This is a genomic window from Streptomyces albiflavescens, from assembly GCF_014645835.1.
In the GTDB taxonomy this organism is placed as follows: domain Bacteria; phylum Actinomycetota; class Actinomycetes; order Streptomycetales; family Streptomycetaceae; genus Streptomyces; species Streptomyces albiflavescens.
This window is the reverse complement of record NZ_BMMM01000011.1, coordinates 245,077-260,307: the sequence shown is the minus strand read 5'-3', so window position 1 is coordinate 260,307 and position 15,231 is coordinate 245,077. Positions and strand designations below refer to the sequence as shown.

Sequence of the window (15,231 nt, the reverse complement as noted above, 5' to 3'; positions counted from 1 at the left end):
TCCGCACCTTATGCGGCGGGAGGCTCCCCGAGCACGACCGTTTCGGCTGCGTCGAACTCCACGCCGACCTCGTCGCCGGGCTCCGGCGCATCCCGCAGCGCGCACGCCGCTTCGAGCCGGGGCGCGTCCTCCGGCTGCAGATGCACGGCTACGTGGGTGCCCCGGAAAGTGCGCGCGGCAACCGTGCAGCGCAGTCCGTCGGCCGCGGCCACGAGCCGTACGCCGGCGGGCCGTACGAGGAGGGTGCCGGGCCCCTGGCGGGCGCCCTCCGGCACCGGAACCTTCCCCCAGGGGGTGTCCGCGGCCTCCCCGCTCACCGTCGCCTCGACCACGTTGTCGAAGCCGAGGAAGCGGGCCACGAACTCGTCCGCGGGGCGCTGCCAGACCTCGAGCGGCGTACCGGACTGGGCGATCCGCCCCTCCCGCATCACCACGACCCGGTCCGCGAGCGCGAAGGCCTCGCCCTGGTCGTGCGTGACGGCGAGCACGGTCGTGCCCAACTCGCCGAACAGCTCCCGGAGTTCCACGACGAGCCGCTCGCGCAGCGAGCGGTCCAGCTGGCCGAGCGGCTCATCGAGCATCAGCAGACTCGGGCGGGGCGCGAGCGCGCGGGCCAGCGCGACCCGCTGCTGCTCGCCGCCGGAGAGTTCCGCGACAGCCCGCCGTTCTGCACCCGGCAGCCCGACGAGCTCCAGCAACTCTCCTACTTCCAGGGCCTGTCGGCCCTTCGGCGCTCCGTGCATCCGCAGCCCGAAGGCGACATTGCCGCCCACGTCCCGCTGCGGGAAGAGCTGATGGTCCTGGAACATCAGGCCGACGCCCCGTTTGTGCGCCGCCACCCCCGCCTGGTCGCGCCCGCCCAGTACCACACGGCCCGCGTCCAGCGACTGCAATCCGGCCACCGCCCGCAGCAACGTGGACTTGCCGCTGCCGCTCGGCCCGAGCACACAGACGATCTCGTGCTCGGCGACATCGAGGTCGACGGCGTCGAGCACCGGCCGCCCACCGAAGCGTATGGTCGCGCCTTCGAGGCTCAGCAGCATCTAGAACTCCCCGGTCCGGTCGGTCCGTACGCGCTCCAACAACAGCAGCGCCACCGCGCACACCACCATCAAGATCGTCGAAAGGGCCATCGCCTGGCCGTAGTTGAGGTCGCCGGCCCGCCCGAGCAGCCGGGCCACGGCGACCGGCAGCGTCGGGTTGTCGGGCCGCGCGATGAAGACGGTCGCCCCGAACTCGCCGAGCGACACCGCGAAGGCGAACCCGGCCGCGATCAGCAGCGCCCGCCGCACCATCGGCAGATCGACCTCGCGCCACACCCGCCACGGCGACGCCCCGAGCACGGCCGCCGCCTCCCGCAGCCGCCCGTCCACCGCTCGCAGCACGGGCAGCATCGTCCGTACCACGAAGGGGACGCCCACCAGCGCCTGCGCGAGCGGCACCAGGATCCAGGACGCCCGCAGATCCAGCGGGGGCTTGTCCAGCGCGATCAGGAACCCGAAGCCGACGGTCACGGCGGAGACGCCGAGCGGCAGCATCAGCAGCGCGTCGAAGCCTCTGACGAGACGGCCGGTGTTACGGCGGGTCAGGGCCGCGGCCGCCAGCCCCCCGATCGCCACGGCGATGGCGGTGGCGGCGAGCGCGTACTCCAGCGAGTTGCCGATGGCCTCGATCGGCGCGACGAGGAAGATGCCGCCGTCGGCGGAGGCCAGCGCCCTGTAGTACGCGAACCCGTAGCCGCCGGGGGCGTCGAGGGACCGCTGGACCAGCACACCGAGCGGAAGCACGAGGAGGACGACGATGCTCGCCAGCACCCCCGCCAGCAGCGCCCATGGCCCGGCCCCGCGCGGCCGGCGCGCGGTCGTCTCCGGGGCCACCAGGCGCAGGGCGGTCTCCCGGCGGCGTACGGTCCGGGCGTGCACCACGAGGATCGCGCCCACCGCCACGAACTGAATCATCGTCAGCACCGCCGCCGTCGCCAGGTCGAAGATCTCCGAGGTCTGCCGGTAGATCTCGACTTCGAGCGTCGAGAAGGTGGGTCCGCCGAGGATCTGCACCACGCCGAAGGAGGTGAAGGTGAAGAGGAAGACCATGAGCGCCGCGGCGGCCACGGCCGGACTCAGGGCCGGCAACGTCACCTTGCGCCAGGCCGCGAACCGGGAGGCGCCGAGCATCCGCGCGGCCTCCTCCTGGCGCGGGTCGAGCTGCGACCACAGCCCACCGACCGTCCGTACGACGACCGCGTAGTTGAAGAAGACATGCGCGAGCAGGATCGCCCAGACGGTGGTGTCGAGCCGTACGCCCCACAGCTGATCCAGGAGCCCGCCGCGGCCGACGAGGGCCAGGAAGGCCGTACCGACAACGACGGTGGGCAGCACGAAGGGCACGGTCACAACCGCCCGCAGGACCTGCTTGCCCCTGAAGTCGAAGCGCGCGAACACATACGCGCCGGGGAGCGCGATCAGCAGCGTGAGCACCGTCGAGACGAGCGCCTGCCATGTGGTGAACCACAGCACGTGCCGGATGTCCGACTGCGCGAGCACATCACCGATCCGCCCGAACTGCCAGGCCCCGTCGGCCTTGAGACCGCGGGCCACGATCGCGGCGACGGGGTAGGCGAAGAAGACGGCGAAGAACGCGACGGGCAGGGCCATGAGCCCGAGCCGCGCCGCGCTCCCCTTACGGGCCTTCGCCGGCGCTACTTCAGTACGAGCGAGGTCCACGACTTGACCCACTGGTCACGGTTGTCGGCGATCTTGGTGGGCGCCATGGTCTCGGGATCCTTGGCCTGCCGGCCGTACTTCACGAACTCCTGCGGCACCTGCGCGGCCTCCCGCACCGGGTAGACGAACATGTTGAGCGGCATGTCGTCCTGGAACTCCTTGGTGAGCAGGAAGTCGAGGAGCGCCTTGCCGCCCTTGGTGTTCTTCGCGTTGCTCAGCAGCCCGGCGTACTCGACCTGCCGGAAGCAGGTGCCGTCCGCGACACCGGTGGGCGCGGTGGTCGGCTTGGGGTCGGCGTAGATGACCTCGGCGGGCGGGGAGGAGGCGTACGAGACGACCAGCGGCCGGTCGGCCTTGGCCTTCTTGCCGCCGGCGGACCCGGAGAACTCGTCGTTGTAGGCCTGCTCCCAGCCGTCGACGACCTTGACGCCGTTGGCCTTGAGCTTCTTCCAGTAGTCCTGCCAGCCTCCATCGCCGTACTTCGCGGCGGTCCCGAGCAGGAAGCCGAGGCCGGGCGAGGACGTGGAGGCGTTCTCGGTGACGAGGAGGTTCTTGTACTCGGGCTTGATCAGGTCGTCGAAGGACTGCGGCGGCGTCAGCTTGTGCTCGCTGAAGTACGCCTTGTCGTAGTTGACGCAGATGTCGCCGGAGTCGATGGGCGTGACCCGGTGCTTGTCCTGGTCGACCCGGTACTCCGGGAGGATCAGGTCCGAGCCCTTGGCCTCGTACGACTGGAAGAGCCCGTTGTCGAGCGCGCGGGACAGCAGAGTGTTGTCGACGCCGAAGAAGACGTCGCCCTGGGGGTTGTCCTTGGTCAGGATCGCCTTGTTGACGGCCTGCCCGGCGTCGCCGTCCTTCAGGACCTTGACCGTGTAACCGGACTGCTTCTCGAAGTCCTTGAGCACGCTCTTGGACACGGCCCACGAGTCGTGGCTGACGAGCGTCACGGTCTTGGAGTCCGCGGAGCCGCCGCTGTCGGTGGACCCGCACGCGGTCAATACCGGCAGTGTGACCAGACCGAGGCCGACGGCCACGGACGCGAACTTCTTGGTGTTGCTCACTGATTTCCTCCTGGATGACCAGGAAGAGACGCGGCCCTGCCCGGAACCTCTGACAGTTCCCGGGCAGGGCGCAACAGCTTGAGTGGTGACCGAACTTCCTACCCAGAATGACCTGGGCAAGGTTCAGAGGGTCTGCGGTCTCTCCCGCACTCTCAGCGCTGTGGCGCTCCCCTGTCGGAATATGAAGATGTACGGACGCAGGACAGATTACCGCTCGGTGGCGGCGAGCTGACCGCACGCCCCGTCGATCTCCTGACCCCGGGTGTCCCGGATGGTCACCGGCACCCCGTGGGCCGCGATCGCCTCGACGAACGCCTTCTCGTCCTCGGGCCGCGAGGCGGTCCACTTCGAACCCGGAGTCGGGTTCAACGGGATGAGGTTGACGTGCACCGGCTTGCCCTTGAGCAGCCGCCCGAGCCGGTCACCGCGCCACGCCTGGTCGTTGATGTCCCGGATCAGGGCGTACTCGATGGACAGCCGACGCCCAGACCTGGCCGCGTACTCCCAGCCCGCGTCGAGAACTTCCCGCACCTTCCACCGCGTATTGACCGGTACGAGAGTGTCGCGCAGCTCGTCGTCCGGCGCGTGCAGCGAGATGGCGAGGCGGCACTTGAAGCCCTCGTCGGAGAACCGGTGGATCGCGGGAACCAGCCCCACGGTGGACACGGTGATTCCGCGCTGTGACAACCCCAGCCCGTCGGGCTCGGGGTCGGTGAGAGCCCGGATCGCCCCGACCACTCGCTTGTAGTTGGCGAGCGGCTCGCCCATGCCCATGAAGACGATGTTGCTCAGCCGCGCCGGACCACCCGGGATCTCGCCGTCCCTGAGGGCGCGCATCCCGTCCACGATCTGGTGCACGATCTCACCGGTCGACAGGTTCCGGTCGAGACCGGCCTGTCCGGTGGCGCAGAACGGACAGTTCATCCCGCAGCCGGCCTGCGAGCTGATGCACATGGTCACCCGGTCCGGGTAGCGCATCAGCACCGACTCGACGAGCGTGCCGTCGAAGAGCCGCCACAGGGTCTTGCGGGTGGTGTCCTGATCGGTGGACAGATGCCGCACGACGGTCATCAGCTCAGGGAGCAGCGCCTCCTGGAGCTTGCCGCGCGAAGCGGCCGGGATGTCCGTCCACTCCACGGGGTCGTGCGCGTACCGCGCGAAGTAGTGCTGCGAGAGCTGCTTGGCACGAAACGGCTTCTCGCCGATCGCGGCAACCGCCTCTTTACGCTCGGCAGGCGTGAGATCGGCAAGGTGCCGCGGCGGCTTCTTGGCTCCGCGCGGGGCGACGAAAGTGAGTTCTCCGGGCTTAGGCATGGCTGTACCAGTGTCGCAGATCAACTCCACCAGCCCAGGCCAGAGCGGGGTGGGGGCGGTCACCCGTGGGTGCCGGCTGTCAGCCTTGGTCGGCCTCGCACGGCCCAGGGACGGCCCAGCGCGGCACTCGGGCGGACCTCCTGGCGATGTCAGTGCCGGTGGCTATGGTGCAACGACCATCGAGCGCGACTCATCCGGGAGGGGCCATGGGAGCCAAAACGGGACTGCTCATGACGCCGACCCAAGTTGCTTCGGGACGAAGAGGTCGTGGGCTACACGTGTCTGTCACCTGCGCGGATGGTCCGCAGCCGTCCGCGCTCGTCCGCTGTTGTTCGCTGGCGTTGTCACGCAGTTAGACACTCACCCCGTACCGCTGACTCACTCCAGCAGCACCGAGGCGCATATGGTCTAACGCGCTCGGTCGTCGGTTCGCAGGGAGCCCCAGATCCTCCGGGGCCACCAAGCCGGTGAATCGGTAGACAGAAGGCACTAATGGTTATCGCGCTCGTTCTATGGCTACTGGTGCCCGTCGCCTGGGCCGCGCTGCCCTGGCTGCCTCCGAACCGGACGCTCGGCCGCTGCGTGGCAGCCGTGCAGCTGATGGTGTCCGTAGCGGTCCTCGCCGTCGGGATGCCGGCGGAGAATCTGCCGGCATGGTTCCTCATACCAGGGCTGGTCTCCTCTGTGGCGCGACTGGCGTCTGTGCCCTTGATTTACCGGCGATGAGCGACGCCGTCCGGCGGCGATCTCGACCGGAGGAGACTGCGAACTGCGACCCCCGCTTTAGGAGCGAGGTGGGGCGATCACAGGCGTGACCTGCGGATTCCCTAGCTGTGGCCCTAGCCATTCCGGTGTACATACTGGTGGCTGTCCTCCTCTTTGGGATGCCAACCCCGTAACCCACCACACGACCTGTAGTCGACGACGGCGAGAGGTTGGCTCCGAGACTTTGGGCTGGAGCTGCCATGGGGCGAGTGATCACGGCCCCGTAAGCTTCCGGCGAGTCGGGCCCCGCGCTGGGCACAGGATTTGAACCTGTGGCCTCATCCATATCAGGTCGACCACGGGGGGTCGGCGACGCCAGCCAAACCGCCGGTCTCCTCGGCTGATCGTCCGTTGCCATTCGGCGTTGGTCGGCTCCGTCCGCACTTGTTGGTGTCAGGCGTTGATGTCAGCCGACCGAATCGACGTTGTCGGTTGCCTCGGCCAGAATGCGCGGCATGAGCATCGAGATGCAGCTGCGGGCCATGCCGGAGTCCGACATCCGAGAAGACTGGGCTTGGCTGGAGGAGCTCATGGGGGCCGCCAGGGACTTCGACCGCTTCCAGGCCGAACGCCGGGCCGGAATCGCCAAACTCGTGGAACGAAACTTTCAAGAACTCCATGAGGTTTACGAGGCGGCGTACACCCTGCAAGGTTCTCGTGCCTGGGAGCTCCCGGTCTTCGGGGGCAGCCCTGTGTACCACGCCACCTACGCCCAACCGCCGTTTCTGATACTCCGCCCCGCCCAAGTGCGCGAGGTAGCAGACTTCCTGGCTGCGGTCTCCTTCGGCGATCTTTGGGAAGCGGCCCGGCGGAAGGTCCTGCCTCCCTTCTCTGACTTCGACGAAGCCGAGGTCAAGGGCTGGTTCCTCAGGCACCACACCGACCTGCAGGCCTTCTACACCCGGACTGTCCCCACGGGGCACGCCGTCGTCAAGGCCTTCTGGTACTGAACCGCAGTCTTCCCGCGCTCGCTGCTCCCTCAGCCCACCACTTACCCCAGCTCTCATCCCGTCTGCCGTCGACCCACACACCGTGGAGCGGGCGTGGTCCGTGGCGTCCAGGTGGAGCGCGCCACTGTACGAACGACCTGGACGCCCTGGGCCGCGACTGCTCGGCTCTGCCTGGGTCGATGGCAGACGGGATGGGAGCACCCCGCGCACGCCACACTCGGCCGGCACTCGCGAACGGCGCCCCCTCCATCTCGGAGCCTGAGCGCCCCCGCCGAAGGCACGTCCTGACCAGGTGACTCCGCGTCCAGGTCTGTACTCATGGGCCGTCGCTTGCTGCGGCCCCAGGGGTCGGCCCCGGCGCCGAAGGCGCAGAGGGGTCGGGCCCCAGGGGCCAGCCCGCGCTCGCGCGGGCACTTGATCGGGGCACCCGGGGAGGACGGTAAGTACGAGTCCGCTCGTGAGCACGGCATGCACGCCCTGAGGCACTTCTACGCCTCGGTGCTGCTGGACGCCGGCGAGAGCATCAAGGCCGTGAGTGAGTACCTGGGGCACTCCGACCCTGGGTTGACGCTGCGGGTGTACGCGCACCTGATGCCGTCGAGCCAGGAGCGTACGAGGAAGGCCGTGGATCGGGTGCTTCTGCCCGCTCCGCGCGAGCCTGACGGCCCAGAGACGGCCCAGTGGCCCACTCCAGGCCCCCTATCCGCGCCAAACGCGCTGGTAGGGGACTTATCGCTGCCCTGACACTGCCAGTTCTCCGGGCTCAGGCATGGCCCTACCAGTGACGCAGATATACGGAGGGGGCCCGCCGCCCAGTGGACAACGAGCCCCCAACCGCCAAAACCGCAGGTCAGTGGCGTACCGTCCGCGATCGCGAACGCGGGTCAGCCGGATCTCACGAAGATCAGCCGGAACCTACGAAGATCACCAGCAGCAGCCACACCACCGGAGCCGTCGGAAGCAACGAGTCCAGCCGGTCCATGATCCCGCCGTGCCCCGGCAGCAAGGTGCCCATGTCCTTGATGCCCAGGTCCCGCTTGATCATGGACTCACCGAGGTCGCCGAGTGTGGCGCTGGCCGCGACCGCGAGGCCCAGGAGCAGGCCCTGCCACCAGGTGCCGTCTTCGATCAGGAACTGCATACACAGCGCACCCGCCGCCATCGCGAAGCTCACCGCTCCGAACAGGCCTTCGCGGGTCTTGCCGGGGCTGATGCGTGGCGCCAGCTTGTGCCTGCCGAACCGCCAGCCGATCGCATAGGCGCCGGTGTCGCTGACGACAGTCAGGAGCAGGAAGGTCAGGACGCGGCGCGGGCCGTCGTCGGCCGTCAGCATCATCGCCACGAACGTCGCCAGGAACGGCACATAGAAGGCCGCGAAGACCCCCGCCGTGACGTCCTTGAGATAGCCCTCGGGCGGTTCCGTCATGCGCCAGACCAGGACGGCCAGCGCGGTGAGCGCCATCGCCACCCACGCGCCCTCGGCGCCCCGGACGTAACCGGCGACGATCATCGCGGCACCACCGAGCGCCAGCGGAACGAGGGGCGCCTTGATGCCCTTGCGCTCCTCCAGCCGTGAGGTGAGCTCCCAGAGGCCCACCACCACGGCGACCGCTATCACTCCGACGAAGACGGCCTTGACGACGAACAACGACGCGACGATCACCGCACCGAGCCCGACGCCGACTCCTATGGCCGAGCCCAGGTCGCGTCCCGCACTCTTCTTCTGCGGTGCGGGGGCGGGCTGTGGGGCGCTGGGCATGGGCTCCTGCGGCTTCTGTGACGGATCCCCGTAGGACGCCGCCGGCGGTTCGCGGAACAGGGGGCCGCCCAGCCGAGCGGCCCCCCGATCGCCATCCTGGTCTCCGCCATGTGCGGGTACGTCGGGCACGATGGGCATGGGCCGAGTCTGCTGCGCGTCATGCGCATCGTACGCGGGACCCGCCGGGGCTGCCCCCTGGACAGGCCCCTGCTCGGACGGCCCCCAGTACCCGGCTTGTGGCGGCGCCCCCCAGGAAGATTCGTTCATCAGACCTCGAGCAGCTCCGCTTCCTTGTGCTTCAGGAGCTCGTCCACCTGAGCAACGTACTTTGCCGTGGTGTCGTCGAGCTCCTTCTCCGCACGACGGCCCTCGTCCTCACCGACCTCGCCGTCCTTGATCAGCTTGTCGATGGCGTCCTTCGCCTTGCGGCGAACGGAGCGGATCGAGACCTTGGCGTCCTCGCCCTTGGTCTTGGCGACTTTGATGTAGTCCTTGCGGCGCTCCTCGGTCAGCTCCGGGAACACCACTCGGATGATGTTGCCGTCGTTGCTCGGGTTGACGCCCAGGTCGGAATCCCGGATCGCCTGCTCGATGTTGCGCAGCGCGCTCTTGTCGAACGGGGTCACCACGGCCATGCGCGGCTCCGGCACCGAGAACGAGGCCAGCTGGTTGATCGGCGTCAGTGCGCCGTAGTAGTCGGCCACGATCTTGTTGAACATCGCCGGGTGCGCACGACCGGTGCGGATCGCGGCGAAGTCCTCCTTGGCGACCACGACGGCCTTCTCCATCTTCTCCTCGGCCTCGAGGAGGGTCTCTTCGATCACCACTTGCTCCTGCGTGTCTTGAGTAGGCCCGGCAGCTGTTTCCTCGTCGGGGTCGGCGGCCGGCTGCGTCGCGTCTTATTCCTGCACGGTTCCGGACCGGCAGGACATTGTCCATCCCCCGGTCAGGGTCCGTCCTCGGTCGGGGTTAGTCCCCCGTCCGGGATGGTCCCCGTCAGGACCGGCCGCTCTGGTCGCCCACGAGTGTGCCGATCTTCTCACCCTTGACCGCCCGTGCGATATTGCCCTCCGCCAGGAGCTCGAAGACCAGGATGGGCAGCTTGTTGTCCCGGCACAGCGTGATGGCGGTCATGTCGGCGACCTTGAGGTCCCGGGTGATGACCTCGCCGTAGCTGAGCGAGTCGAACTTGACGGCCTCGGGGTTGGTCTTCGGGTCGGAGTCGTAGACCCCGTCCACGCCGTTCTTGCCCATCAGCAGGGCCTCGGCGTCGATCTCCAGGGCGCGCTGGGCGGCCGTGGTGTCGGTGGAGAAGTACGGCATCCCCATACCGGCGCCGAAGATGACCACACGGCCCTTCTCCAGATGGCGCACGGCGCGCAGCGGGATGTAGGGCTCGGCGACCTGACCCATGGTGATGGCGGTCTGGACGCGGCTGTCGATGCCCTCCTTCTCCAGGAAGTCCTGGAGAGCGAGGCAGTTCATGACCGTGCCCAGCATGCCCATGTAGTCGGAGCGGGCCCGGTCCATGCCGCGCTGCTGGAGTTCGGCGCCGCGGAAGAAGTTGCCGCCGCCGATGACGACCGCGATCTGGGCGCCGCCGCGCACCACGGCCGCGATCTCGCGGGCGATCTTGTGCACCACGTCGGGATCGACGCCCAGTCCGCCGCCACCGGCGAACGCCTCGCCGGAAAGCTTCAGCAGAAAGCGTCCCGCGCCTTTGCCGTCGTCGGTCTTCTCGCCCTTGTCGGCCTGGGTGGTGGTCATGGAGATCTCCTCATGGTGCACATACGAAGAAGGCCATTGCCGCTGGGGTGTCGTTCGCATCCCATGCTCGGCAATGGCCTCCTCGTCAGATCTGCTGTCGTCCGGCACACGCGCGTGGGTGCCGGCGTACACGGACGACTGCTGTCGACCCTATAGGGGTCGCGCGTCGATCGCGGTACGGACTCAGATGCCGACCTTGATGCGCGTGAAGCGCTTCAGGGTGACACCGGCCTCGTCCAGAACCTTCTGGACGGACTTCTTGTTGTCGAGCGCGTACGGCTGACCGAGGAGGGTGGCCTCCTTGAAGAAGCCGTTGACGCGACCCTCGACGATCTTCGGGAGGGCGGCCTCGGGCTTGCCCTCGGCGCGGGTGGTCTCCTCGGCGACGCGGCGCTCGGACTCGACGACCTCGGCCGGGACGTCCTCGCGGGAGAGGTACTTCGGCGCGAAGGCGGCGATGTGCTGGGCAATGCCCTTGGCGAGGTCGGCGTCGGCCTTGTCCAGCTCGACCAGAACACCGATCTGCGGGGGCAGGTCGGGCATGGTGCGGTGCATGTACGCGGTGACGTAGGCGCCGGAGAACTGGGCGAAGCGGTCCAGGACGATCTTCTCGCCCAGGTTGGCGTTGGCCTCGTCGACGAACGCCTGAACCGTCTTGCCGGACTCGATCTCGGAGCCGAGGAGCGCGTCGAGGTCGGCCGGGGAGGTCGCGGCGACGTGCTGCGCGATCTGGTTGGCGACGGCCTGGAACTTCTCGCCCTTGGCGACGAAGTCCGTCTCGCACTTCAGCTCGACCAGGACACCGGAGGTGTTGTCGTCAGCGATGATGGAAACCACAGCGCCGTTCTCGGCGGAGCGGCCCTCGCGCTTGGCGACGCCCTTCTGGCCCTTGATGCGCAGCGCCTCGACGGCCTTGTCGACGTTGCCGTCGGCCTCGTCCAGGGCCTTCTTGCAGTCCATCATGCCGGCGCCGGTGAGCTCACGGAGCTTCTTGACGTCAGCGGCGGTGTAGTTCGCCATGATTCCTGGAATCTCTCTCGGAGTCTGAAGATCTACGGGCCGAACGGCGGGGGCTTTGGGGCCCCCGCCGTTCGCAACCCGAAGGGGTGAGGGGTCAGGCCTGCTCGGCGTCCGCGGCCGGAGCCTCAGCGGCCGGAGCCTCAGCGGCCGGAGTCTCAGCGGCCGGAGCCTCGGCGGCCGGAGCCTCGGCCTGCTCGGCGTCGGCGACCTTCTCCGTCTCGGCGGAGGTCTGGACCTCGGCCTCGTCGGCCTTCTTCTCGCCCTCGAGCAGGTCGCGCTCCCACGCGGCGAGCGGCTCGCCCGCGGCCTTGTCACCCTCGGCCTTGCCGGCGCCGGAGCGGGCGATGAGGCCCTCGGCGACGGCGTCGGCGATCACGCGGGTGAGCAGGGTGACGGAGCGGATCGCGTCGTCGTTGCCCGGGATCTTGTAGTCGACCTCGTCGGGGTCACAGTTGGTGTCGAGGATGGCGACGACCGGGATGTTGAGCTTCCGGGCCTCGCCGACCGCGATGTGCTCCTTCTTGGTGTCCACGATCCAGACGGCGCTGGGCACCTTCTGCATCTCGCGGATACCACCGAGGGTCTTCTCCAGCTTGGCCTTCTCGCGCGAGAGCACGAGAAGCTCCTTCTTGGTCAGACCGGAAGCGGCGACGTCCTCGAAGTCGATCTGCTCGAGCTCCTTGAGGCGCTGCAGACGCTTGTAGACGGTGGAGAAGTTGGTGAGCATGCCGCCCAGCCAGCGCTGGTTGACGTAGGGCATGCCGACGCGGGTGGCCTGCTCGGCGATGGCCTCCTGCGCCTGCTTCTTCGTGCCGACGAACATGACCGTGCCGCCGTGGGCGACGGTCTCCTTGACGAACTCGTAGGCGCGGTCGATGTACGACAGCGACTGGAGCAGGTCGATGATGTAGATGCCGTTGCGCTCGGTGAAGATGAAGCGCTTCATCTTCGGGTTCCAGCGACGGGTCTGGTGACCGAAGTGGACGCCGCTTTCCAGCAGCTCCCGCATCGTGACGACGGCCATGGCCGTTCTCCTTGGTGTTCTCGGTTGTGCCGCGTGTGCCGGACGGCACTCGCGCCTGACGCCCGCGATGCGCCTTGCCACGAGGGACCGAGAGGCGCTGACACCGGTTTTTGATGACCAGGTGTCGGGGCGTGCGAAGTCGACCCGGTGACCCGGATCGCCATCAGAAGTGTACGGGACCCGAGAGGCACCGGGTGACGTCGCTGTCCACAACCGACCGGTACTCCACAGATCCCGGCCATGATCCGCCCGATGCGGGACGGTTCTCGCATGCGAGCAAAACGATGTGTGCGGACGTGGCTGGGGTTGCTGCTGGGTATGACGGTGACCGTCCTGGGTGCGCTGAGCCCGTCGGCACTGGCCCGGACGACCGCGGCGGCGGCTACGGCCCCGCCGGGTACCCCGGGACCACCGGGCCCCGATCCGACGGTCCCGACGGTCGCCCGTACGTGGCCGGTGGGTTTACGCCCATTGGTCGTACGAGGCTGGGGACCCCCGGCAACGCCCTACGGCCGAGGCCACCGCGGCGTGGACTTGGCGGCGGCCCCCGGGACGGACGTTCGGGCGGTCGCACCCGGGCGCGTGTCCTTCGCCGGCAGGGTCGCGGGCCGCGGTGTCGTCTCGGTGGAACTGTCGGGCACGGGAACACCGCCCCTGCGGACGACATACGGACCGGTACGGGCCTCGGTGAAGAAGGGCGACGAGGTCACGACGGGCGAGGTCCTGGGCACGGTGGAGCCGGGCGGCTCCCACTGCCCGACGTCCTGCCTGCACTGGGGCCTGCTGAGAGGGAAGACCTACCTGGACCCTCTGTCCCTGCTCCCACCATGGCTGCTGCACAGGGGCCCGTCGCGCTTGCTGCCGGTGGTCGGGAAACCGTCCTGGTGGTGGGCACGCGTACCGCGCAGGACGGCAACCCATGTAGCTGTCGGCACGCGTGTCGCCGGGACGAGCACCCCTGTAGCCGTCGGCCCGCATGTCGCCAGGACGGCAACCCACGGAGCCGTGGGCACACGCACCGCCGAGAACGGCAACCCACGGAGCTGCGCCTACGCGCCACCAGGGCGGCACCCGCCCCGGAGAGAGCGGCACCCTTTACAGCGCCGCGCCGCGCGACCCAACCGGAGCTCAGCCCCGACCCTGAGTGCCGAACAAGGACGGACTCAGCCCCGAACGCCCCGCAGAGCCATCCCGACGGCCGCTTCGGTGATCACCGAAGGGTCCTCCGCCGCCCCCAGCTCAATCCGCCGCACGGCCGCATCCACTACGCCCTGAAGCAGCATCGCGGCCAACCGCGGCTCCCCGTGCCCCATCTCCCCCAGCGCCTCGACGATCATCGCCACGAGCCCACCGTGAGCCGCACGGATCTTCTCCCGCGCCCCGGCGTCGAGCTCGCTCGCCGAGATGGCGACCACGGCCCGGTGCCGCCGGTCCCCGACCAGCGCCAGCTGCCGGCGGACATAGGCCTCGACCTTGTCCTCCGGAGAGGAGGCCCGCTCCATCGCGGCCGAAACCTCCGCCGCCCAGAGGGGAAAGTCGACCTGGCACAGCTCCTCGACGACGGCCGCCCGCGACCGGAAGTACTCGTACACGGAGGACCGCGCGAGCCCCGTGCGCTCAGCGAGGGCCGGGAAGGTCAGCGCCTCCGTCCCGCCCTCGGACAACAGGGAGCGCGCCGCATCCAGCAGGGCGGCTCGCTGCATCGACCGGTGCTCGGCCACGGAGGCCGCTCGAATCCTTGGCACGTCAACCACTCTACGGACGGACCGCCCCGGACGGGAGCCACTCCGCCCACCCGACCGGCGGAGGGGAAGCCCGGACACCTGCTGGGCAGGGACGATTCAGCAGCATGCCACCGCCGAGCTCAGCGGCCGAAACTCGCCAGCTTGGCGCGCAGCTGGAGCACCGACTTGGTGTGGATCTGGCTCACCCGGCTCTCGGTCACTCCCAGCACGTTGCCGATCTCGGCGAGCGTGAGCCCCTCGTAGTAGTAGAGCGTGACGACGGTCTTCTCCCGGTCGGGGAGCGTATTGATCGCCCGCGCCAGAAACCTCCGCAGCTCCCGGTCCTCGGCCACCTCGACGGGATTGTCGGCCGCGGTGTCCTCCAGCGTGTCCATCAGGCTCAGCCGGTCACCGCCCTCGCCGCCGACGTGCAGCAGCTCCTCCAGAGCCACCACATTCGCCAGCGACAACTGGCTGAACACCGCGTGGAGTTCCTCCACCCCGATGCCCATCTCGGAGGCCACCTCGCACTCCGACGGGGTGCGCCGCAGCCGTGCCTCCAGCGTCGCGTACGCCCGCTCCACATTGCGCGCCTTCTGCCGCACGGACCGTGGGATCCAGTCCAGTGCCCGCAGCTCGTCGATCATCGCGCCCCGGATCCGCGTGATCGCGTACGTCTCGAACTTGATCTCCCGCTCGATGTCGAACTTCTCGATCGCGTCGATCAGCCCGAACACGCCCGACGAGACGAAGTCGGCCTGCTCCACATTGGCCGGCAGGCCCACACTCACCCGCCCCGCGACATACTTCACCAAAGGCGAGTAGTGCAGGATCAACTGTTCCCGCAGCCGCTCGTCACCCGTCGCCTTGTACGACCGCCACAGCTCATCGAGCGTCGAGGGAGCGGGCGGGCGAACGCTGCCGTCGTCGCGGGCGGCTGACGGGATCGCCGCCCGGTCGGACCCGGAGGTGTGCTGGGGCATTCGTCGCCTTGTGCCGTTCTGCCGTGAACTGGGAGTACCTGGGTGTCCTGTCGGCCTGATGCCGAGATTGTCGGTCTGAGTCGGAATCCTCGTGAGCGTAGCGTGACTGGGGTGTCGCAGTGCGCGAAGAACTGCGGATCA

The 15,231-nt window shown here is 68.7% G+C and carries 12 protein-coding genes and 2 pseudogenes; 3 read left to right on the top strand and 11 right to left on the bottom strand.

What is annotated here, in order from left to right; all coding sequences use genetic code 11:
* Window positions 1–8: 8 nt before the first annotated feature.
* The 4 genes from IEY95_RS28465 to rlmN all read right to left on the bottom strand — a co-directional run bounded on the left by IEY95_RS28465 (window position 9) and on the right by rlmN (window position 5,098).
* Entirely contained in the window at window positions 9–1,043 is a 1,035-nt protein-coding gene (locus IEY95_RS28465; protein WP_189189006.1) for an ABC transporter ATP-binding protein, read from the bottom strand.
* Window positions 1,044–2,723, bottom strand: a complete 1,680-nt coding sequence (locus tag IEY95_RS28460) for an ABC transporter permease (protein WP_189189005.1) — start codon at window positions 2,721–2,723, stop codon at window positions 1,044–1,046.
* Window positions 2,699–3,784 (bottom strand): thiamine ABC transporter substrate-binding protein, encoded by a 1,086-nt coding sequence (locus tag IEY95_RS28455; RefSeq protein ID WP_189189004.1) that lies wholly within the window; start codon window positions 3,782–3,784, stop codon window positions 2,699–2,701. The genes IEY95_RS28460 and IEY95_RS28455 overlap by 25 nt, the downstream gene beginning before the upstream one ends.
* Before the next feature lie 207 nt (window positions 3,785–3,991).
* Entirely contained in the window at window positions 3,992–5,098 is a 1,107-nt protein-coding gene (gene rlmN / locus IEY95_RS28450) for a dual-specificity RNA methyltransferase RlmN (protein WP_189189003.1), read from the bottom strand.
* A 1,220-nt stretch (window positions 5,099–6,318) separates the two neighbouring features.
* Here rlmN and IEY95_RS28445 point away from each other — a divergent pair.
* Together IEY95_RS28445 and IEY95_RS28440 are read left to right on the top strand one after the other, a co-directional pair.
* Window positions 6,319–6,813 carry a DUF1877 family protein gene (locus tag IEY95_RS28445; RefSeq protein WP_189189002.1) on the top strand — a complete coding sequence of 165 codons (495 nt, stop codon included), beginning with the start codon at window positions 6,319–6,321 and terminating at the stop codon, window positions 6,811–6,813.
* 435 nt (window positions 6,814–7,248) lie between these two features.
* A pseudogene (locus IEY95_RS28440) lies at window positions 7,249–7,557 on the top strand (tyrosine-type recombinase/integrase); the annotation flags it as partial.
* Between the two features lie 160 nt (window positions 7,558–7,717).
* Here IEY95_RS28440 and IEY95_RS28435 read toward each other — a convergent pair.
* The 5 genes from IEY95_RS28435 to rpsB all read right to left on the bottom strand — a co-directional run bounded on the left by IEY95_RS28435 (window position 7,718) and on the right by rpsB (window position 12,383).
* Window positions 7,718–8,839, bottom strand: a complete 1,122-nt coding sequence (locus IEY95_RS28435) for a phosphatidate cytidylyltransferase (protein ID WP_189189001.1) — start codon at window positions 8,837–8,839, stop codon at window positions 7,718–7,720.
* Window positions 8,839–9,396, bottom strand: a complete 558-nt coding sequence (frr, locus tag IEY95_RS28430) for a ribosome recycling factor (protein ID WP_010984060.1) — start codon at window positions 9,394–9,396, stop codon at window positions 8,839–8,841. Before frr ends, IEY95_RS28435 begins: the two co-directional genes overlap by 1 nt.
* 172 nt (window positions 9,397–9,568) lie before the next feature.
* Window positions 9,569–10,339, bottom strand: a complete 771-nt coding sequence (pyrH, locus tag IEY95_RS28425; RefSeq protein WP_189189000.1) for a UMP kinase — start codon at window positions 10,337–10,339, stop codon at window positions 9,569–9,571.
* Window positions 10,340–10,522: 183 nt separating this feature from the next.
* Window positions 10,523–11,359, bottom strand: coding sequence for a translation elongation factor Ts (tsf, locus tag IEY95_RS28420; RefSeq protein WP_189188999.1), 837 nt, complete (start codon window positions 11,357–11,359; stop codon window positions 10,523–10,525).
* Window positions 11,360–11,453: 94 nt separating this feature from the next.
* Window positions 11,454–12,383: a 30S ribosomal protein S2 gene (rpsB, locus tag IEY95_RS28415; RefSeq protein WP_189188998.1), complete on the bottom strand. Its 930-nt coding sequence runs from the start codon at window positions 12,381–12,383 to the stop codon at window positions 11,454–11,456.
* Between the two features lie 252 nt (window positions 12,384–12,635).
* Between rpsB and IEY95_RS49270 the strand changes: the two are divergent.
* A pseudogene (locus IEY95_RS49270) lies at window positions 12,636–13,262 on the top strand (murein hydrolase activator EnvC family protein); the annotation flags it as partial.
* Window positions 13,263–13,546: 284 nt separating this feature from the next.
* On the opposite strand, the gene IEY95_RS28405 reads toward IEY95_RS49270, so the two are convergent.
* Both IEY95_RS28405 and whiG read right to left on the bottom strand, forming a co-directional pair.
* Window positions 13,547–14,104, bottom strand: coding sequence for a TetR/AcrR family transcriptional regulator (locus IEY95_RS28405; RefSeq protein WP_189189104.1), 558 nt, complete (start codon window positions 14,102–14,104; stop codon window positions 13,547–13,549).
* Between the two features lie 143 nt (window positions 14,105–14,247).
* Entirely contained in the window at window positions 14,248–15,090 is an 843-nt protein-coding gene (gene whiG / locus IEY95_RS28400; RefSeq protein WP_189188996.1) for an RNA polymerase sigma factor WhiG, read from the bottom strand.
* Window positions 15,091–15,231: the final 141 nt, after the last annotated feature.